Annotated in this window: 10 protein-coding genes and 3 pseudogenes; 8 read left to right on the forward strand and 5 right to left on the reverse strand. The window is 62.6% G+C overall.

Annotated elements, in window-relative coordinates; all coding sequences use genetic code 11:
* The first annotated feature begins 151 nt into the window (after positions 1-151).
* Both OMK73_RS22625 and OMK73_RS22630 read left to right on the forward strand, forming a co-directional pair.
* On the forward strand, positions 152-1,486 hold the full coding sequence (locus OMK73_RS22625; RefSeq protein ID WP_267604015.1) for an RNA-guided endonuclease InsQ/TnpB family protein: 1,335 nt from the start codon (positions 152-154) through the stop codon (positions 1,484-1,486).
* Positions 1,487-1,491: 5 nt separating this feature from the next.
* Positions 1,492-3,516 carry an acetoacetate--CoA ligase gene (locus tag OMK73_RS22630; protein ID WP_267604016.1) on the forward strand — a complete coding sequence of 675 codons (2,025 nt, stop codon included), beginning with the start codon at positions 1,492-1,494 and terminating at the stop codon, positions 3,514-3,516.
* A 67-nt stretch (positions 3,517-3,583) separates the two neighbouring features.
* Here the strand turns inward: OMK73_RS22630 and OMK73_RS22635 are convergent, their stop codons facing one another.
* Positions 3,584-4,240 (reverse strand): glutathione S-transferase family protein, encoded by a 657-nt coding sequence (locus tag OMK73_RS22635; RefSeq protein WP_267604017.1) that lies wholly within the window; start codon positions 4,238-4,240, stop codon positions 3,584-3,586.
* Between the two features lie 491 nt (positions 4,241-4,731).
* Here OMK73_RS22635 and OMK73_RS22640 point away from each other — a divergent pair, with 491 nt between their 5' ends.
* Entirely contained in the window at positions 4,732-5,946 is a 1,215-nt protein-coding gene (locus OMK73_RS22640; RefSeq protein WP_267604018.1) for a polyhydroxyalkanoate depolymerase, read from the forward strand.
* A 44-nt stretch (positions 5,947-5,990) separates the two neighbouring features.
* Here OMK73_RS22640 and OMK73_RS22645 read toward each other — a convergent pair whose 3' ends face one another.
* Positions 5,991-6,476 (reverse strand): cupin domain-containing protein, encoded by a 486-nt coding sequence (locus tag OMK73_RS22645; protein ID WP_267604019.1) that lies wholly within the window; start codon positions 6,474-6,476, stop codon positions 5,991-5,993.
* A gap of 256 nt (positions 6,477-6,732) precedes the next feature.
* Here OMK73_RS22645 and OMK73_RS22650 point away from each other — a divergent pair, with 256 nt between their 5' ends.
* The 5 genes and pseudogenes from OMK73_RS22650 to OMK73_RS22675 all read left to right on the forward strand — a co-directional run.
* Positions 6,733-7,668, forward strand: coding sequence for an aldose epimerase (locus OMK73_RS22650; RefSeq protein WP_420715559.1), 936 nt, complete (start codon positions 6,733-6,735; stop codon positions 7,666-7,668).
* A gap of 498 nt (positions 7,669-8,166) precedes the next feature.
* Positions 8,167-9,231, forward strand: coding sequence for an O-antigen ligase family protein (locus tag OMK73_RS22655; RefSeq protein ID WP_267604021.1), 1,065 nt, complete (start codon positions 8,167-8,169; stop codon positions 9,229-9,231).
* Between the two features lie 292 nt (positions 9,232-9,523).
* Positions 9,524-9,736, forward strand: a pseudogene (locus OMK73_RS22660) (IS630 family transposase); the annotation flags it as partial.
* A 173-nt stretch (positions 9,737-9,909) separates the two neighbouring features.
* Positions 9,910-11,353 (forward strand): IS3 family transposase gene (locus OMK73_RS22670; RefSeq protein ID WP_420715669.1). Its coding sequence is split into 2 segments (ribosomal slippage): positions 9,910-10,247 and positions 10,246-11,353, totalling 1,446 coding nucleotides; the frame shifts between segments, so codons are not numbered across the junction.
* A 33-nt stretch (positions 11,354-11,386) separates the two neighbouring features.
* Positions 11,387-11,714: pseudogene (locus OMK73_RS22675) on the forward strand (transposase); the annotation flags it as partial.
* 28 nt (positions 11,715-11,742) lie between these two features.
* On the opposite strand, the gene OMK73_RS22680 reads toward OMK73_RS22675, so the two are convergent.
* The 3 genes and pseudogenes from OMK73_RS22680 to OMK73_RS39335 form a co-directional block, all read right to left on the reverse strand.
* The gene (locus OMK73_RS22680; RefSeq protein WP_420715670.1) at positions 11,743-12,603 is read right to left on the reverse strand and encodes a phage integrase N-terminal domain-containing protein; all 861 of its coding nucleotides are present in this window, start codon (positions 12,601-12,603) and stop codon (positions 11,743-11,745) included.
* A gap of 1,039 nt (positions 12,604-13,642) precedes the next feature.
* Entirely contained in the window at positions 13,643-14,536 is an 894-nt protein-coding gene (locus OMK73_RS22685) for an ISL3 family transposase (RefSeq protein WP_267604023.1), read from the reverse strand.
* Positions 14,508-14,714, reverse strand: a pseudogene (locus tag OMK73_RS39335) (transposase family protein); the annotation flags it as partial. The pseudogene OMK73_RS39335 and the gene OMK73_RS22685, both read right to left, overlap by 29 nt.
* Between the last annotated feature and the right edge of the window lie 11 nt (positions 14,715-14,725).

Raw genomic sequence — 14,725 nt, forward strand, 5'->3', positions numbered from 1 at the left:
GCAACCCATCCGCACGTCCGCGCAGACTGACCCGGGGAGGAGATGGTCTCTAGGTAGCGTGAACGTGCCGATAGGTGCATAATCGTGCACGCCCAGCGTGCGCTCTTAAGCCGCCATACGGAACACAAAGGGAACACAAAGGCCGCTGCCAATGCTGCTAGCCCATACGATCGAACTTGTGACCAGCCAGCGCGAAGTCGATTACTTCGTGAGGGCGGCTGGGTGCGCGCGTTTCGTATGGAACTGGGCGTTGGCAGAATGGAACCGCCAACGCGCAGCCGGCGGTAAGCCGAGCGCAATGGCGCTGAAGAAATCCTTTAACGCCATCAAGTATCAGCGGTACCCGTGGATGACCGACATCCATCGTGACGCGCACGCCCAACCATTTGCTAATCTATCAAAGGCCTGGTCGAAGTTCTTCTCTGACATTAAGTCGGGGATAAAAGCGCATGCCCCCAGGTTCAAGAAGAAAGGTCAATGCAAGGACGGATTCTACGTCGCCAACGATAAGGTAAGGTTTGACGGACAGTCGGTTGTGCTGCCATTGATTGGGCGGGTTGCCATGCGGGAGTCGCTGCGGTTCCCCGGGCGAGTAATCGGCGCCGCCGTGAGCCGACGCGCTGATCGTTGGTTCATCTCGGTCCAGGTAGAGGTGGCGGATGAAGTGGCGTTCGTCCCGCGCACCGGCAATGGCGTGGTTGGCGTGGACCTTGGGATCAAATCGGCCGTCACACTTTCGACGGGGGAAGCGTTCGAGGGCCCAAAGCCGTTGAAAGCAGCCCTACGGCGCCTGCGGATTCGGTCTCGACGCCTTTCCCGGAAGGTTGAGATGGCGAAGCCAGGGCGCGCGGCATTCAGCCGAGGTTTCATTGGGCCGCTACGTCCGAACGCCAAACCACGGCCGGCGCGGTCTTCCGGACAGATCGACAGTGCTGCACGGCTGGCGCGCCTGCACGCCCGCATCGCTAATATCAGGCAGGATTTCCTGCACAAGACAACCACTAGGCTATGCCGCGAAAACCAAGCGATTGGCCTGGAGGATCTCAACGTCGGCGGTATGCTCAAGAATGAGCGTCTTGCACGCTCACTATCGGACATGGGGTTGAGTGAGTTTCGCCGGCAAATGGAATACAAGGCGAAGAGATACGGCACGCACCTTGTGTTTGCCGAACGCTGGTTTCCGTCGAGTAAGCTGATGTCCTGCTGTGGCCATAAACTCGACAGGCTTGCGCTTAGTGAGCGTCGCGTCGTGTGCCCGGCCTGCGGCATTAGTCATGACCGCGATCACAACGCAGCGATCAACCTTGAACGGCTCGCAACCGAAACTGCGCTACCCGTGGCGAGTGATTCGGCAACGAATCGCACTGCGAGAGGCATGTCGCCAATCGCAGGCGGGAAAGTTACGTCCGTCAGAGACGAGGTCGGCCAGCAAGGAGCCTCGGGGCGGGAAGGAAACGGCGCACACATTTGCGCACGTTTTACATAGCAGACATGACCACCCTTGAAGAAGGAAAATTGATGTGGACGCCGTCGCCGGCGTTTCGCGACGGCAGCCGCATCGCGCACTTTATGCGCTGGCTGGAAAGCGAGCGCGGCCTCGCCTTCGCAGACTATGCCGCGCTATGGCAGTGGTCGGTGACGGACCTGGAGGCCTTCTGGGACGCCATCCGCGCCTACTTCGACGTGCGCTTCGACACACCGCCCGCGCGCGTGCTCGGCAATGCCTCCATGCCCGGCGCGCGCTGGTTCGAGGGCGCGAGCCTGAACTATGTGCAGCAGGTTTTCCGCCATGCCGGCAGCGGCGCGGCGCGGCAGCGTGCGGCCATCCGCTACGCCGGCGAATCCGTTGAGGTCACGGACCTCAGCTGGGACGCGCTCGAACAGCAGGTCGCTTCGCTGGCGCACGCCCTGCGCGAAATGGGCGTGAGCCGCGGCGATCGCGTGGCGGGCTACCTGCCGAATATTCCCGCCACTGTCGTCGCCTTCCTCGCCACCGCCAGCCTGTGCGCGATCTGGTCGGGCTGCGCACCGGACATGGGCCAGGTCGCGGTGATAGACCGTTTCCGCCAGATCGAGCCCAAGGTGCTGATCGCGGTCGACGGCTACCACTATGGCGGCAAGGCTTACGACCGCGCACCGGTGCTGGCCGACCTCGCCGCCGCCCTGCCCTCGCTGACGGACCTGGTGCTGGTGCCGGCTGGAAATGCCGATGCCGGCACGATCCCGCTTCCGCCCGGCCTGCGCCGCCACGCGTGGCAAGACGTGCTGGCGCATCGGGTGCCGCTGGCGATCGAGCCGGTGCCGTTCGACCACCCCCTGTGGATCGTCTACTCCTCCGGCACCACCGGCATGCCCAAGCCCATCGTGCACGGCCACGGCGGCATCGTCATCGAGCAGCTCAAGCTGATGGCGTTCCACAACAACCTCGGGCCGGACGATGTCTTCCACTGGTACAGCAGCAGCGGCTGGATCATGTGGAACGCCCAGGTGGCGGGACTGTTGCTGGGCGCCACCATCGCGCTCTACGACGGCAACCCCGCCTGGCCCGATGCCGGCGTGCTGTGGCGTTTCGTGGACGACGCCGGCGTCACCGCCTTCGGTGCCGGCGCGGCGTTCTTCACCAGTTGCGTGAAGGCAGGCATCGAACCCGCCCGCCTGGCCGACCTTTCCCGGCTGCACGCGCTCGGCTCGACCGGCTCGCCGCTGCCGGCCGAAGCCTATGACTGGATCTACCGCCACGTGGGCGCGGACATCTGGCTTGCGCCGATGAGCGGCGGCACCGACTTCGCCGGCTCGTTCGTGGCAGGCTGCCCGATCCTGCCGGTCTACTCGGGCGAGATGCAGTGCCGCTGCCTGGGTGCGAAAGTCGAAGCCTTCGACGAAGCGGGCAACGCGCTGGTGGGCGAAGTGGGCGAGCTGGTCTGCACGGCGCCCATGCCGTCGATGCCGCTGTTCCTCTGGGGCGACACGGACGGGCAGCGTTACCGTGACAGCTACTTCGACACCTATCCCGGCGTGTGGCGCCACGGCGACTGGATCAAGATCACCGCGCACGGTGGCGCCATCATCTACGGCCGCTCGGACGCAACCATCAACCGCCACGGCATCCGCATGGGCACCAGCGAGCTGTACCGCGTGGTGGAGGACCTGCCGGAAGTGCTCGACAGCATGGTGGTGGACCTTGAATACCTGGGGCGCGATTCGTACATGCCGCTGTTCGTGGTGCTGCGCGAGGGCATGGTCCTGGACGATGCATTGCGCGACACCATGCGCGCGCGCATCCGCAGCGCGCTGTCCTCACGCCATGTGCCCAACGAGATCCTGCAGGTGCCCGGCGTGCCGCGCACGCTGTCGGGCAAGAAGATGGAAGTGCCCATCAAGAAGCTGCTGCTGGGCCACCCGCCCGACAAGATCGCCAACCGCGACGCCATGGCCAACCCGGGAACGCTGGACTGGTACTTCGCCTACGCCGAGCGCTTTATCGCGGCGCGCGCCAGCGAATCCGCGGCGGTGTGAAACGAACAAGGGCGCACCGCGGCGCAAAACGCCGCGGTGCGCCCTCTTCCATCTCCTGGCAAGAAGGTCAGAACTCCACTTCGAGTTCGCTGATTTCGTCGGGCTCCTTCTTCGCCGCGGCAATCCATTCCTGCAACTCCGGCATGGCGAGTATCTGCTTGCAGTACTCCACCGGCGCCGGATCCAGCATGACGCCGTAGGTCACGAAGCGCGTCACCACCGGCGCGTACATCGCATCGGCCATGGTGCGCGTCGCACCAAACAGGTAGGGGCCGCCGTATTGCGTCAGGCACTCGGTCCAGATCTGCGTGATACGGTCGATGTCGGCTTGCGCGCGCGACCACACCTTGAAGCCAGGAAAATGCCCCTTCAGGTTCATTGGCAATGCCGCGCGCATGGCGGCGAAGCCCGAGTGCATCTCGCCGCAGATGGCGCGGCAATGCGCGCGCGCGGCGCGATCATCCGGCAGCAGTCCGGCCTTGGGGCGGACCTCGTTGAGATACTCGGCGATGGCCAGCGTGTCCCACACTGTCACGCCCTGATGCAGCAGGCGTGGAACGAGGATCGAAGGCGACAGCAGCAGGATTTCCGCGCGCGCCGCGGCGTCGTCGGGGGGCACCAGCACCTCCTCGAATTCCAGCCCCGCGAAGCGCACCAGCAGCCAGCCGCGCAGCGACCACGATGAATACGTCTTACTGCTGATGGTGAGTGTCGTCCTTGCCATCCCGCCTCCTTGCCACCTGGAAAAGCCGTTGCATGGCGGGCGAACCCCGTCTTCTGTGTGCCAGCAGACGGTGCGCCCGTGCCTCTCGCTGCAGTGTCGCGCTATGCGTTGTGTGCTTTATGCTAGCTGCTTCTACTATGAATTTGTACTACATCATGGCGGGAACATTAGTCCTGCTTTCGCTTACCTTGACGGGATGCAAAGGCATGCGCCGAGCCTGAAACCGATGTGCATCGGGTACGCCATTTCATGGTCCGGACGTGCTGCGGCCAAGGCAGCACTGGCACGGTGCGCCGCGCGGCACCAGCATGAGGCAGATGTACTGGCGAAGATCCGCGTGCGTCGTTCGCGCGCGCCGCTTGCGCCGCATACGAACCAGAACAGGTCACCCCGTTCCGCTATACGGGCAGGCCCGCAAGCCTCATGCCAACTGGAGCGGCCGTGGCACGCATATTGCGGCTGATGAGGTCAACGCATAAAAGGGGCGAGCCATGCTGTATCAGGTGTACCAGACTTATGCGGATCTCATGCAGCCCGCCTGCTGCGTGGCCGACATGGTGTCGAGCACCCTTGCCGCCAACCCGCGCCTGGCAGGCTGCGAGCCGATGCGCGCCACGCGCGCGGCCTGCGACGTGCTGGCGCTGAGCCGGTTGACGCATCATCGCCCGCCCTTCGCCATCGACAGCGTGATGGTGAACGGCACACCGGTACAGGTCACGGAGGAAGTGACCGCGAGCACGCCGTTCTGCTCACTGCTGCACTTTCGCAAGCACGGCGTCTCGGGCCAGCCGCGCGTGCTGCTGGTGGCGCCGATGTCGGGCCACTTTGCCACGCTGCTGCGTGGCACCGTGCAGACCATGCTGCGCGATCACGATGTCTATATCACCGACTGGCACAACCCGCGCGACATCTCGCTGGCGCATGGCCGCTTCGGCTTTGACGAGTACGTCTACCACCTGATGGATTTCCTGCGCGCGCTTGGCGGCGGCACGCACCTGATGGCGGTATGCCAGCCCACCGTGGCCGCGCTCGCCGCCGTGGCGTTGATGGCCGAGGATAGCGATCCGGCACAGCCGCCGAGCCTAATCCTGATGGCCGGCCCCATCGACGCGCGCATCAACCCGACCAAGGTCAATGAGCTCGCCACCAGCCAGCCGATCGAATGGTTCGAGCGCTCGCTCACCAGCTACGTGCCGTTTCGCTTTGCCGGCGCGATGCGTCGCGTGTATCCCGGCTTCATGCAGCTGATTGCCTTCATGAGCATGAACAGCGAGCGCCACCAGCAGGCCTTCCGCGACCTCTATGATCTGCGTGCCAACGGCCAGCATGATCGCGCGGATGCCATCCAGGTGTTTTACGAAGAGTACTTCGCCACCATGGACCTGACCGCTGAGTTCTATCTGGAGACTGTGAGCATGGTGTTCCAGGAATTCCTGCTGGCACAGGGCCTGCTCGACGTCGGCAGGCGCCGCGTGAACCCGCACGCGATCCACCGCACGGCACTCCTCACGGTGGAGGGCGAGCGCGACGATATCTGCGCCATCGGGCAGACCATGGCCGCGCAGGAACTGTGCGGCAGCCTGCGGCCCTATATGCGCATGCACCACGTGCAAACCGGCGTGGGGCATTACGGCGTGTTCAATGGCAAGCGCTGGGATTCGCAGGTTTATCCGCTAGTGCGCAACGCCGTCCATATGAACGCGTAATGTTGAGCACGTAAGGCCGAACGCACAAGGCCGCGCGGCGCGGATTAAGCGGCGTCGTGGTCCGCCGGCCACGGCGTCACCGCCGGCACCGCGCACGGGCCCTCGACTTCGACGGTGCCAAAATCCGCTGGCCCCACGATCTCCAGGTACTCCATATCCGGCGAGTAGTCGAACAGGAAATGCGTGATGCCGGGGCGCTGGTGCACACAATCGCCGGTCGCCACCAGCGTCTCCTTGTCCTCGTACATAAAGCGCGCCCAGCCCTTGAGCATCAGCACCACATGGAACTGCGCCTCGTGCCGGTGCCAGCCTGTGCCTTGCTCGGGCGGCTGGTTGGCCTTGACCAGTTGCACCAGCAACTTGCCGCCGGTGGCCTCGGCGATGCCCAGGTCGCGATACAGGAAGAAATCGCGCAAACCCTGGTCGACGAAGGCGGTGTCTTGCGGGCGCACGTGGGAGAACTTCGTGGGAGAGGCGTCCGTGGCAGCATCGCCGGCGGACGCGGTGGACTTGCTGAGGGACTCGGCCATGACAAGCTCCTTTCGCTGGGGAAACGCTCTGCGCTGCGACGCAACATTCACGCCAGCGCCCGGCCTGCCCACGGCAGCGCCGGAAGCGGCGAGAACCGATCCGAATGTGGCGCGCCGATCGCTGCGCAAGGCGCACGCCGGATGATCGCCCGACGCTTCTGCACTCGTCGAGGGCGCTGGCGGGCACCGGGCCGGTGCCGCGGCACGGCGCGTTGACGGCTATCATGCAGCGATGTCCACTCCCGCCGTAACTTGCATGCCGCCTCTCAATTCTATGCATTTCCAAGGCCAGGAACTGATCCGGGTCGGAGACGATTCGAGTTTCTTGCTGCTCGCCCCGGAGTTTGGCGCCCGCCTGGTGCGCTGGGTGCATCGCGGCGAGGACATCCTTTACTGGCCGGAGAACGCCGACTGGTCCCAGCTGGCCCGCGTGCGAGGCGGCAACCCAATCTTGTTCCCCTTTATTGCCAGGCACTTCGTCGACGGCGTGCCCGGCGCATGGAAAGACGCCAGCGGCACCGTGCGGGCGTTGCCGGTCCACGGCTTCGCACGCGACCTGCCCTTCGCGGTCACGCAGTTTGAGGCGGGACGCAGCCTGACCATGACGTTGCAAGCTTCGGACGCAACGCGCGCGGCCTACCCCTTCGAGTTCCTGTTCGAGGTCACCTACCGGCTGCTCGACGACGGCCTCGAAGCCACGTTGCGCACGAGCAATGCCGGCGAGCAGGCGCTGCCTTACTACGCTGGCCATCATTTCTACTTCCCGCTTGCCCACCAGGCGCGCGCCGCTTCCACGCTGGCCATGCCGGCCGCGCAACGGATGCGCCAGCGCCCCGACGGCTCGCTGGAGTCGAACGGCCAAGGCGCTGAGACCTATCGGCTCGATGACCCACGCCTGCAAGACACATTTCACGTACTGCAGGCACAGGCTGTAGCGCCGCGCATCAGCGCGCTGGCCACGCCGCCCGATGCCACCGCCCCGCATGGCCGCAAGCTGGTGATCGAGCTGGATACGCCGGGCAGCACGCCGTGGTTCGCGGTCACCACCTGGTCGGAGCGCGCCGACTCCGACTTCTATTGCGTGGAACCCTGGCTCGGCCTGCCCAACGCCATCCACCACGGCACCGGCTTGCGCTGGCTCGCGCCAGGCCAGGAAGAAGCGGCGGTCTGCTGGCTGCGGCTGGATCCATAGGGGGCAAGCGCGCTATCGAGTTTTCCCGGACGCTTCGGCAGAGCGCGGCTCGGTCACGCGGGAGCCGCGCCGGACAGTGGACAAGCCATTTCCCGACGCGATCCTCGATGCAGGCCCCATTCGCGGTAGATGCCCACTAGGCGCTGGGCGTTCTGTCTATCAGAACTTGGTGGCCTGCATCCTGAAGCTTGGCGTGGCGGTTCGACCTGTGGCTCGCAGCTCCCCCGGCCCCCCTGGGGCCACCTGCGATCCCATCCACTATAATCGCGCGGTCGCGACGGGGGTTCCGCCGCTATTGAGAGTCAAGCAGAGTTTATGACGTTTCGAGCAACGAAGCTGGCTACCTTTGCCAGCGCCCTGGTTCTGGCATTTCCAATTCTTCTTCTCTGTGTGCCACGTGGTTCAGGGATCTTTCTGGCCGCGGTGGCAGTGCTAGCGTTATGCGGCGGCCACCGAATGGCCAAGACCTAGGGGACATACCGTGATCTGCTCAATCCCTTGAGCCTGGCCATTCTGGCCCTGATGGTCGTCTACCTGGGATCAAAGCTGTACTTCGGCGTACCGTGGAACGTCATCGACAACCCGTCAAGAATTCTACTTGCCCTACTGGCCTGCGTGGTGTTCATGCGCACGGTCCCGGATCCCACTGCAATCTGGCGTGGGATCACCATCGCACTGGTAGCTAGTCTCGCAATCGTCGCCATTCAGCACTACACGCTAGGCGAAGAACGACCGTCCGCGTGGACACAGGCCATTGCGTTCGCCAACATGGTCGCCGCGCTTGGTTTAGTCGGCTTTGCTCGACCGGGCACCAGTCGTTGCGCGCACGGGTTGGCTTGGGTGAACCTTGTGCTTGCAGCGATGATCCTGTTCTTGAACGGGACACGAGGGGCAACGCTCGCCATGCTTCTCACCGCGCTTCCGCTGCTCTTTGTCCGGTACCGCGGACTGAGCGCTGCAAGGTTCTTTGCTGCAATAGCGCTTTTTGCAGCGTTGGGCGTTGGCGCCTATCTGATTCCGGGCGGTCCTGTAGCGCAGAAAATTGATCAGGTGCGCAACGAGGTCGGGCAGTTCGAGAAAGGGGATGTGGAAACATCCGTCGGCGCGCGTCTGGAGGTATGGAGAATCGCGGCAAAGTCGATCACCACGCACCCTTGGATGGGCGTAGGAGTGGGGCAGTTTGCCCGAATCCTGCATGCATCTGACTTCTGCAAGAGCACCAAGTCCGCGGCCTGCAATCTGGAGCACGCACACAACGACGTGGTGGAGGCTGCCGCAACCACCGGCCTACCCGGCATGCTCGCGCTGCTGGGTATATTCCTTATTCCTGCAGTCCTGTTTCTGCGGACGTTGCGCGCATGCCGCAGCAATGACAACGCGCTCGGCGTCAGCCTCAGTGGGGCTGGCCTTGGCGTCGTGATGGCAAGTTTGATCAGCGGCCTAACGCAAGTGACGATGGCGCATCAGGCGAACATCGTCTTCTACGCCGGCATTATTGGGCTGTTGCTCGGTCTAGCCGGGGTGCAAGCAAAGCTTCCCCGCGCCGCCAAGGCAAATGCCTGAGGAAGCCCTGTTCAACGACTTGCCAATCAACGGCCGGACGCGGAAACATGAAAGGCATCGGAAACCATGCTAAAATCCGCCTCCAGCAAGCCTTAGCGGGCGTCGTATAATGGCCATTACCTTAGCTTCCCAAGCCGCAACGGCCTGACCAAACCCACTGTTCATGCGGGTTTCATACGCGAGTTCTCGCAGCTGACCATCTTTCCCCACCAAATCTGCGTGTCTTGGCGCGATGCAAGTTTCGGCGCCACCTTGTTCTGAAGAAAGCTAATATCCTACCGATCGCTGTATAACCGGTGTTCAGACGCTGAATCGCAAAGATCCCGTGCTGCCACTTTCGCTAGGTCGGGCTGAGCGCCATGGTTTCGAATACTACCGGCATGGCACGTTATCGCTCTATGCGGCATTCAACACGAGAACGGGTGAAGTGCTTGGCAAGACGGCTGCGCGGCACACCTCTGCAGAGTTCGTCGCGTTTCTGACTGACATCGTGGCCAATCAGCCCCCGTGCCAATATGACGTGCGTCACCTATCCCTGATAGATTAGTGAGCAACGAGGTAGGTATGACCGTCAACAACTCATCCAAGGCAACGATGGCCGCCGTCAAGAATGTGTCCGATCCGGGCGCAACGCAAGGAGCCCGTAGGGCGACTGAAGAGGCGCCCGGATCGGCGACGCTGGCGTCAGCGTCCGGCACCGATTCAGAGGTCGTTGCTCGCGCTCGGCGCAGGCAATTTTCCAACGCCGACAAGCGCCGCATACTGGAGGCGGCTGACCGCTGCACCAAGCCCGGAGAGATCGGCGCGCTGATGCGCCATGAAGGCGTGTACTCGTCATCCTTGAGCACGTGGCGGCGCCAGCGCGAGGCTGCCGAACTGGCTGCCCTTGCCCCACAAAAGCGCGGACCCAAATTCGACGAGACTCGGGCCGAGGCGCGGCACATCGCGCAGCTCACGCGCGAGCGCGATAATCTCAGGAGGCGACTCGACAAGGCGCTGCTGGTGATCGACGTCCAAAAAAACTTGCAGCCTTGCTGGGCAATCCGATCGACGACGACACCGACAAGCCGTAATGGCGGCTGTGCAAGAGCTCACTCCGGCCCTGGGCGCGAGCGCGGCCTGCCATGCCCTGGGCGTGCCGCGCGGCACGCCTGCCCGGCAGCGGGCCCACCTGCGTCGCATGGCCTTCATCGGTCCACTGCCACGGTCCACTGCCCGGCCCCGGCCACCGTTGGCTCTGGATGCCCTGGAAAACCAGGTGCTGCTGGACACCCTTAACAGCGAGCGCTTCGCCGACACCGCGCCGGCGGCGATACACGCCACGTTGCTCGACGAGGGCCGCTACCTGGGCTCGGTGCGCACCATGTACCGGTTGCTCGCGGCCAATGGCGGCTCGCGCGAGCGACGCAACCAGCTTGTCCATCCGGCCTACGTCAAGCCTGAGTTGCTGGCGCGCGCGCCTAACCAGGTGTGGTCGTGGGACATCACCAAACTCAAAGGGCCAGCCAGGTGGACGTGCTTCCACCTCTACGTCATCCTGGACATCTTCAGCCGCCATGTCGTGGGCTGGTTGATCGCCGGGCGCGAGAGCGCGGAGCTCGCTGAACAGCTCATCGCCGACAGCGTGGCACGCCACGATATCGCCCCCGGCGTGCTCACGCTTCATGCCGATCGCGGTGCCAGCATGCGCTCTAAACCGGTGGCCGCGTTGCTGGTCGACCTGGACATCACCAAAAGCCACAGCCGGCCTCACGTATCTGACGATAATCCCTTCTCGGAGTCGCAGTTCAAGACGATGAAGTACCGCCCGGACTTCCCCGCGCGCTTCGGCTGCATTGAGGATGCGCGCGCCCACTGCCAGGCATTCTTCGCCTGGTACAACACCGTGCATCGGCACTCGGGCATCGGATTCATGACGCCGCACAGCGTTCATTATGGGCTCGCCCAGGAGTTGCACCTCACCCGTCAGGCAGCACTCGACACAGCATTCCGGGCGTCCCCAAACAGATTTAAAGGGCGTCGCCCTGAACCACCGCGGCTGCCCACAGCAGTCTGGATCAACCCGCCCCCATCGGAGGCCATTACCCCAAACACACCACAGTCCGGCACAGTAAATTCATGAAGCCAGGTGACGCAAAGTCATTGACACGTTCCGCAGCCTCGCGGTAAAGAGATCCATGTCATTGCCGACAACCTCTCCGCCCACAGGAGCAAGCTGGTTGAAGCATTCTTGGCCGACCACACCAACGTGCATATGCATTTCAGTCCAACGTATTCGTCATGAATCAATCAGGTGGAACTGAGGTTCGCCAAGATCGAGCGAGATGTCATCGCCCGCGGCATCTTTACCTCTGTGAGCGATCTCAAACGAAAGCTCATGCGCTATTTACCGCCACTACAACAAACAGCCCAAACCTGTGAAGCGGAAGAACTTCGATTCCGCTCGTCGAATTACTCCCAGATCAAACGTTACGGCCCACTAGTAGCATCGAGCAAGGCCACAACAACGCGTTAGCGGCCTAGATAAACGGCTGTAATCTCCTCGCGATTGTGGCCCAACTCGGCAGACACTTGGAGCCGTGCTGCACGATCCACGGCCCGCTGCTGCGGCGTGAACTGTGCTGACACTGGACCACCCGCGGCAGGAGCAAGCCAGCCGGTGAGCTGGTGGTAACGCTGCTGGGCATACTCATGCCGAAGGCCATGTAACTTCGACATGCCAGCCCTCTCGACAGCCCAGACATAGCGGTGGAGCTGGTCGACGTACTTGAGATTCTTCGGGATCATGGAGCCACTTCCACAGAGCGCTACCGCACGCGCAAGCACAGCCCGCTGATGCTCATTCGTGACAGGCACAGCACGTGCCCGGCCGCCCTTACACCAGGTTGGCTTGAGCTGTATCTCCCGTACTACATCCGGCGTAAGGCCTGTCAGCGCATACCTCGGCTGAAACTTGAGGCACTCCTCTCGGCGCAACCCAAAGGCCTGCTGCAACTCGACAGAACAGCGCAGACGTTCATCGGTAATTTTCTCGATATCACCCGACGCCAGCACCAGTGCCTTAGAAACGTTGGTCACATACCTGCGCCTGCCAATGCCCAGCTCGGCATTCGTACGCGGAACACAATTCCGCTTGCCGACCTTCTCTGCCCACCACCGTACATGTGACATACGGTTCTTCATGGTGCCCAGAGCAATGCCGGAGGCCTGCCAACGATTGACCAGCGCGGCAACATGCTTTGGCTTCAACCCGGTAGCAGGAAGCATTCGGAAGCCCATGTCCTTGAGGTCATGAGCCACCTGCGCGAGCACTTCCCTGCGGGCCGCCTGGGTCGCATACGAGCCATCCCGATTGCGGTCAACCATACGCATCAGGTCCACAAAAATATCCAGCTTCACTAGATTCCTCACTTGGTCAGTGTTAACGGCGGCTGGCTAAACCAGCCCTGGCACCGGAACCCTCGGGTAGCGGTACGGGATACAGGGAACAGCTACGGCACCACCAGCGGGCCTGTGCGTCCCGTCAGGCACACACAGACGTTCTGGCGACAACATGCCGGGACTACGTGAGGTGGAGCGCTACAACAGCATCGATGTCCGGGGCTGATGCGGCAAGTAACCGCATTGCTCCAGCCACATCGCGCCCGGGCCAGTCGAACCTTCTTCGTACCATCGTCATCGATGTCCAGCTTCACGAACTGACCATCGCACTAGGTACAGGCTGTCCCTACGTCCACCTTCATCACCTTCCCCAACTGACAACGGTTGGGTTCCGTTCGTTGGATGTCTGCTTTGAGAGTGCAGACGAACTCGCCAGATACAGTCCGGCCATGCTCAGGCTGTCCTGAGAGCATCACTAGGGAGAAGGGCATGAAACCCCTTATCAACGCTTCCGAATAACGGCCACAGCGAAAAGGCAAGAGTGGACGTGAGTACAAGGGCATGCAAAACCCTTCGGCTACGATTCAGGAAAGTTGCGGAGGAAGGTAGAAGACAGGAAAACGGGAGGGATACCCGCAGCGACGCTACGGGGATCATTGCAGGCAGGGGATGAGAGCTGGACGGACTTAGACAGCCCGCCCGGATGGCCCAAAAAATGGATAGACGGTGACCAAGGGAAGCGCTTACGGTGCCAAAGCGCCCAAGCCCATGAACCGCATCCTGTCGTGGCGCGCCGCGCCGATGTCGATGTCAATGCCGCTAAAGCGGCGATAAGTGCTGACAGAATAATCTGTAGAATTCAATTTGACAAGGTTGCCGGCGCTTCATGGCCCCTCACCTTAATTCAGGCGAGCTTCTTGAGCTGCCATGCGCTACGCCCCATAGCACAGTTGACTTGTCCGATGCCCCCTTGATCAACGAAACCATCTCCCACGGCCGAGGCTACCACTGTCGCGCCCAGGAAAACGGTTCATCCGACTTTCGTGTGGGTCAGCGCAGCCGGATGTAGGTTGAGACCACCGCAGTGGAAGTAGACGGCGATCTTAAAGTGGTCCGGATTGCGATAGCCGCAGGCTCGCTTCTGGACAGTGGCGATCTTGGAATTCAACCCCTCGGCAACGGCATTGGTGATGCGATGTTTGAAGTAGGTCAGCACATTCGGCAAGTGGCAGGCGATCAGCCGGGCGGCGTCAATCATCGGCGCCAGCCGGCTATGGGTCGCCCAGAAGTACCAGCGCCTCCAGAAGCGTGTGGCCCAGCCGGTGGTGCGGTAATTCCACAGCCCCCGCAGCGCCTCCTTCAAGGCCCAGGCTCGAGCTGTTTTCAGCTCCATCGTCCTCAGTGCATTGAAGCGTTCCCTGGACGGCTCCAGCATGTTCTCCGGGTTGGTCAGCCACAGGTATTTGCTGCGAGCAAGGGTGTCGTCTCCGGCTTTCAGCAACGCCTTGTGCTCCTGCTTTCTGACTTTGTCCACCGCCTCAATGACATGGCGCATGATGTGGAAGCGGTCAAAGACCATCTTCTCGTCTGCGCCAGGCACATTGGCCTGGCAGGCGTTGATGTAGGCCGGCCACATGTCCAGGCTGATTGCGTCAATGGCCTCGCGATCCGCCACCGGGAAGGCCTCGAAGTAAGCGGCCAAGCTGGCCTGCTTGCGCTCTTCTCCGATGTATTCCACCGTCGCTTCTTCCAGATCGCACACCAGCGTCATATAGCGATGTCCCTTGGCGATTGCCTTTTCATCCACGCCCATCAGCCGGGGCATCTCGTTGGCTTTCGCCGCCCGCCCCCTCAATACAGCTCTTTCCATCACGTGCCAGGCAGTCCCACGTAATGCGCAAGATCTCCGCGGCTCGCTTGACATTCGTTGCCAGCAATATGTCGATGGCCAGCGCTTCAAACAGATGCGTAAACCGACTCCCAGCCTCCGCCCACGGCATCCTCACTTGCCTCACGCCATGCTCCGGACACGACACTCGCGGAGGCCGCGCGTGCAGATACGTCAGGAACTGGCAGCTATCCAGGTGTCGCCACACCCGTTCTCCAAGGTGGT

Origin of the sequence: Cupriavidus sp. D39 (assembly GCF_026627925.1) — a bacterium.
GTDB lineage: Bacteria > Pseudomonadota > Gammaproteobacteria > Burkholderiales > Burkholderiaceae > Cupriavidus > Cupriavidus ulmosensis.

Coding starts and splice junctions, on each gene's coding strand:
- OMK73_RS22680 (WP_420715670.1), bottom strand. CDS start 12,603: ATGCGTATGGTTGACCGCAATCGGGATGGCTCGTATGCGACCCAGGCG.
- OMK73_RS22645 (WP_267604019.1), bottom strand. CDS start 6,476: ATGGCCGAGTCCCTCAGCAAGTCCACCGCGTCCGCCGGCGATGCTGCC.
- OMK73_RS22635 (WP_267604017.1), bottom strand. CDS start 4,240: ATGGCAAGGACGACACTCACCATCAGCAGTAAGACGTATTCATCGTGG.
- OMK73_RS22630 (WP_267604016.1), top strand. CDS start 1,492: ATGACCACCCTTGAAGAAGGAAAATTGATGTGGACGCCGTCGCCGGCG.
- OMK73_RS22640 (WP_267604018.1), top strand. CDS start 4,732: ATGCTGTATCAGGTGTACCAGACTTATGCGGATCTCATGCAGCCCGCC.
- OMK73_RS22685 (WP_267604023.1), bottom strand. CDS start 14,536: ATGTCAAGCGAGCCGCGGAGATCTTGCGCATTACGTGGGACTGCCTGG.
- OMK73_RS22650 (WP_420715559.1), top strand. CDS start 6,733: ATGCCGCCTCTCAATTCTATGCATTTCCAAGGCCAGGAACTGATCCGG.
- OMK73_RS22625 (WP_267604015.1), top strand. CDS start 152: ATGCTGCTAGCCCATACGATCGAACTTGTGACCAGCCAGCGCGAAGTC.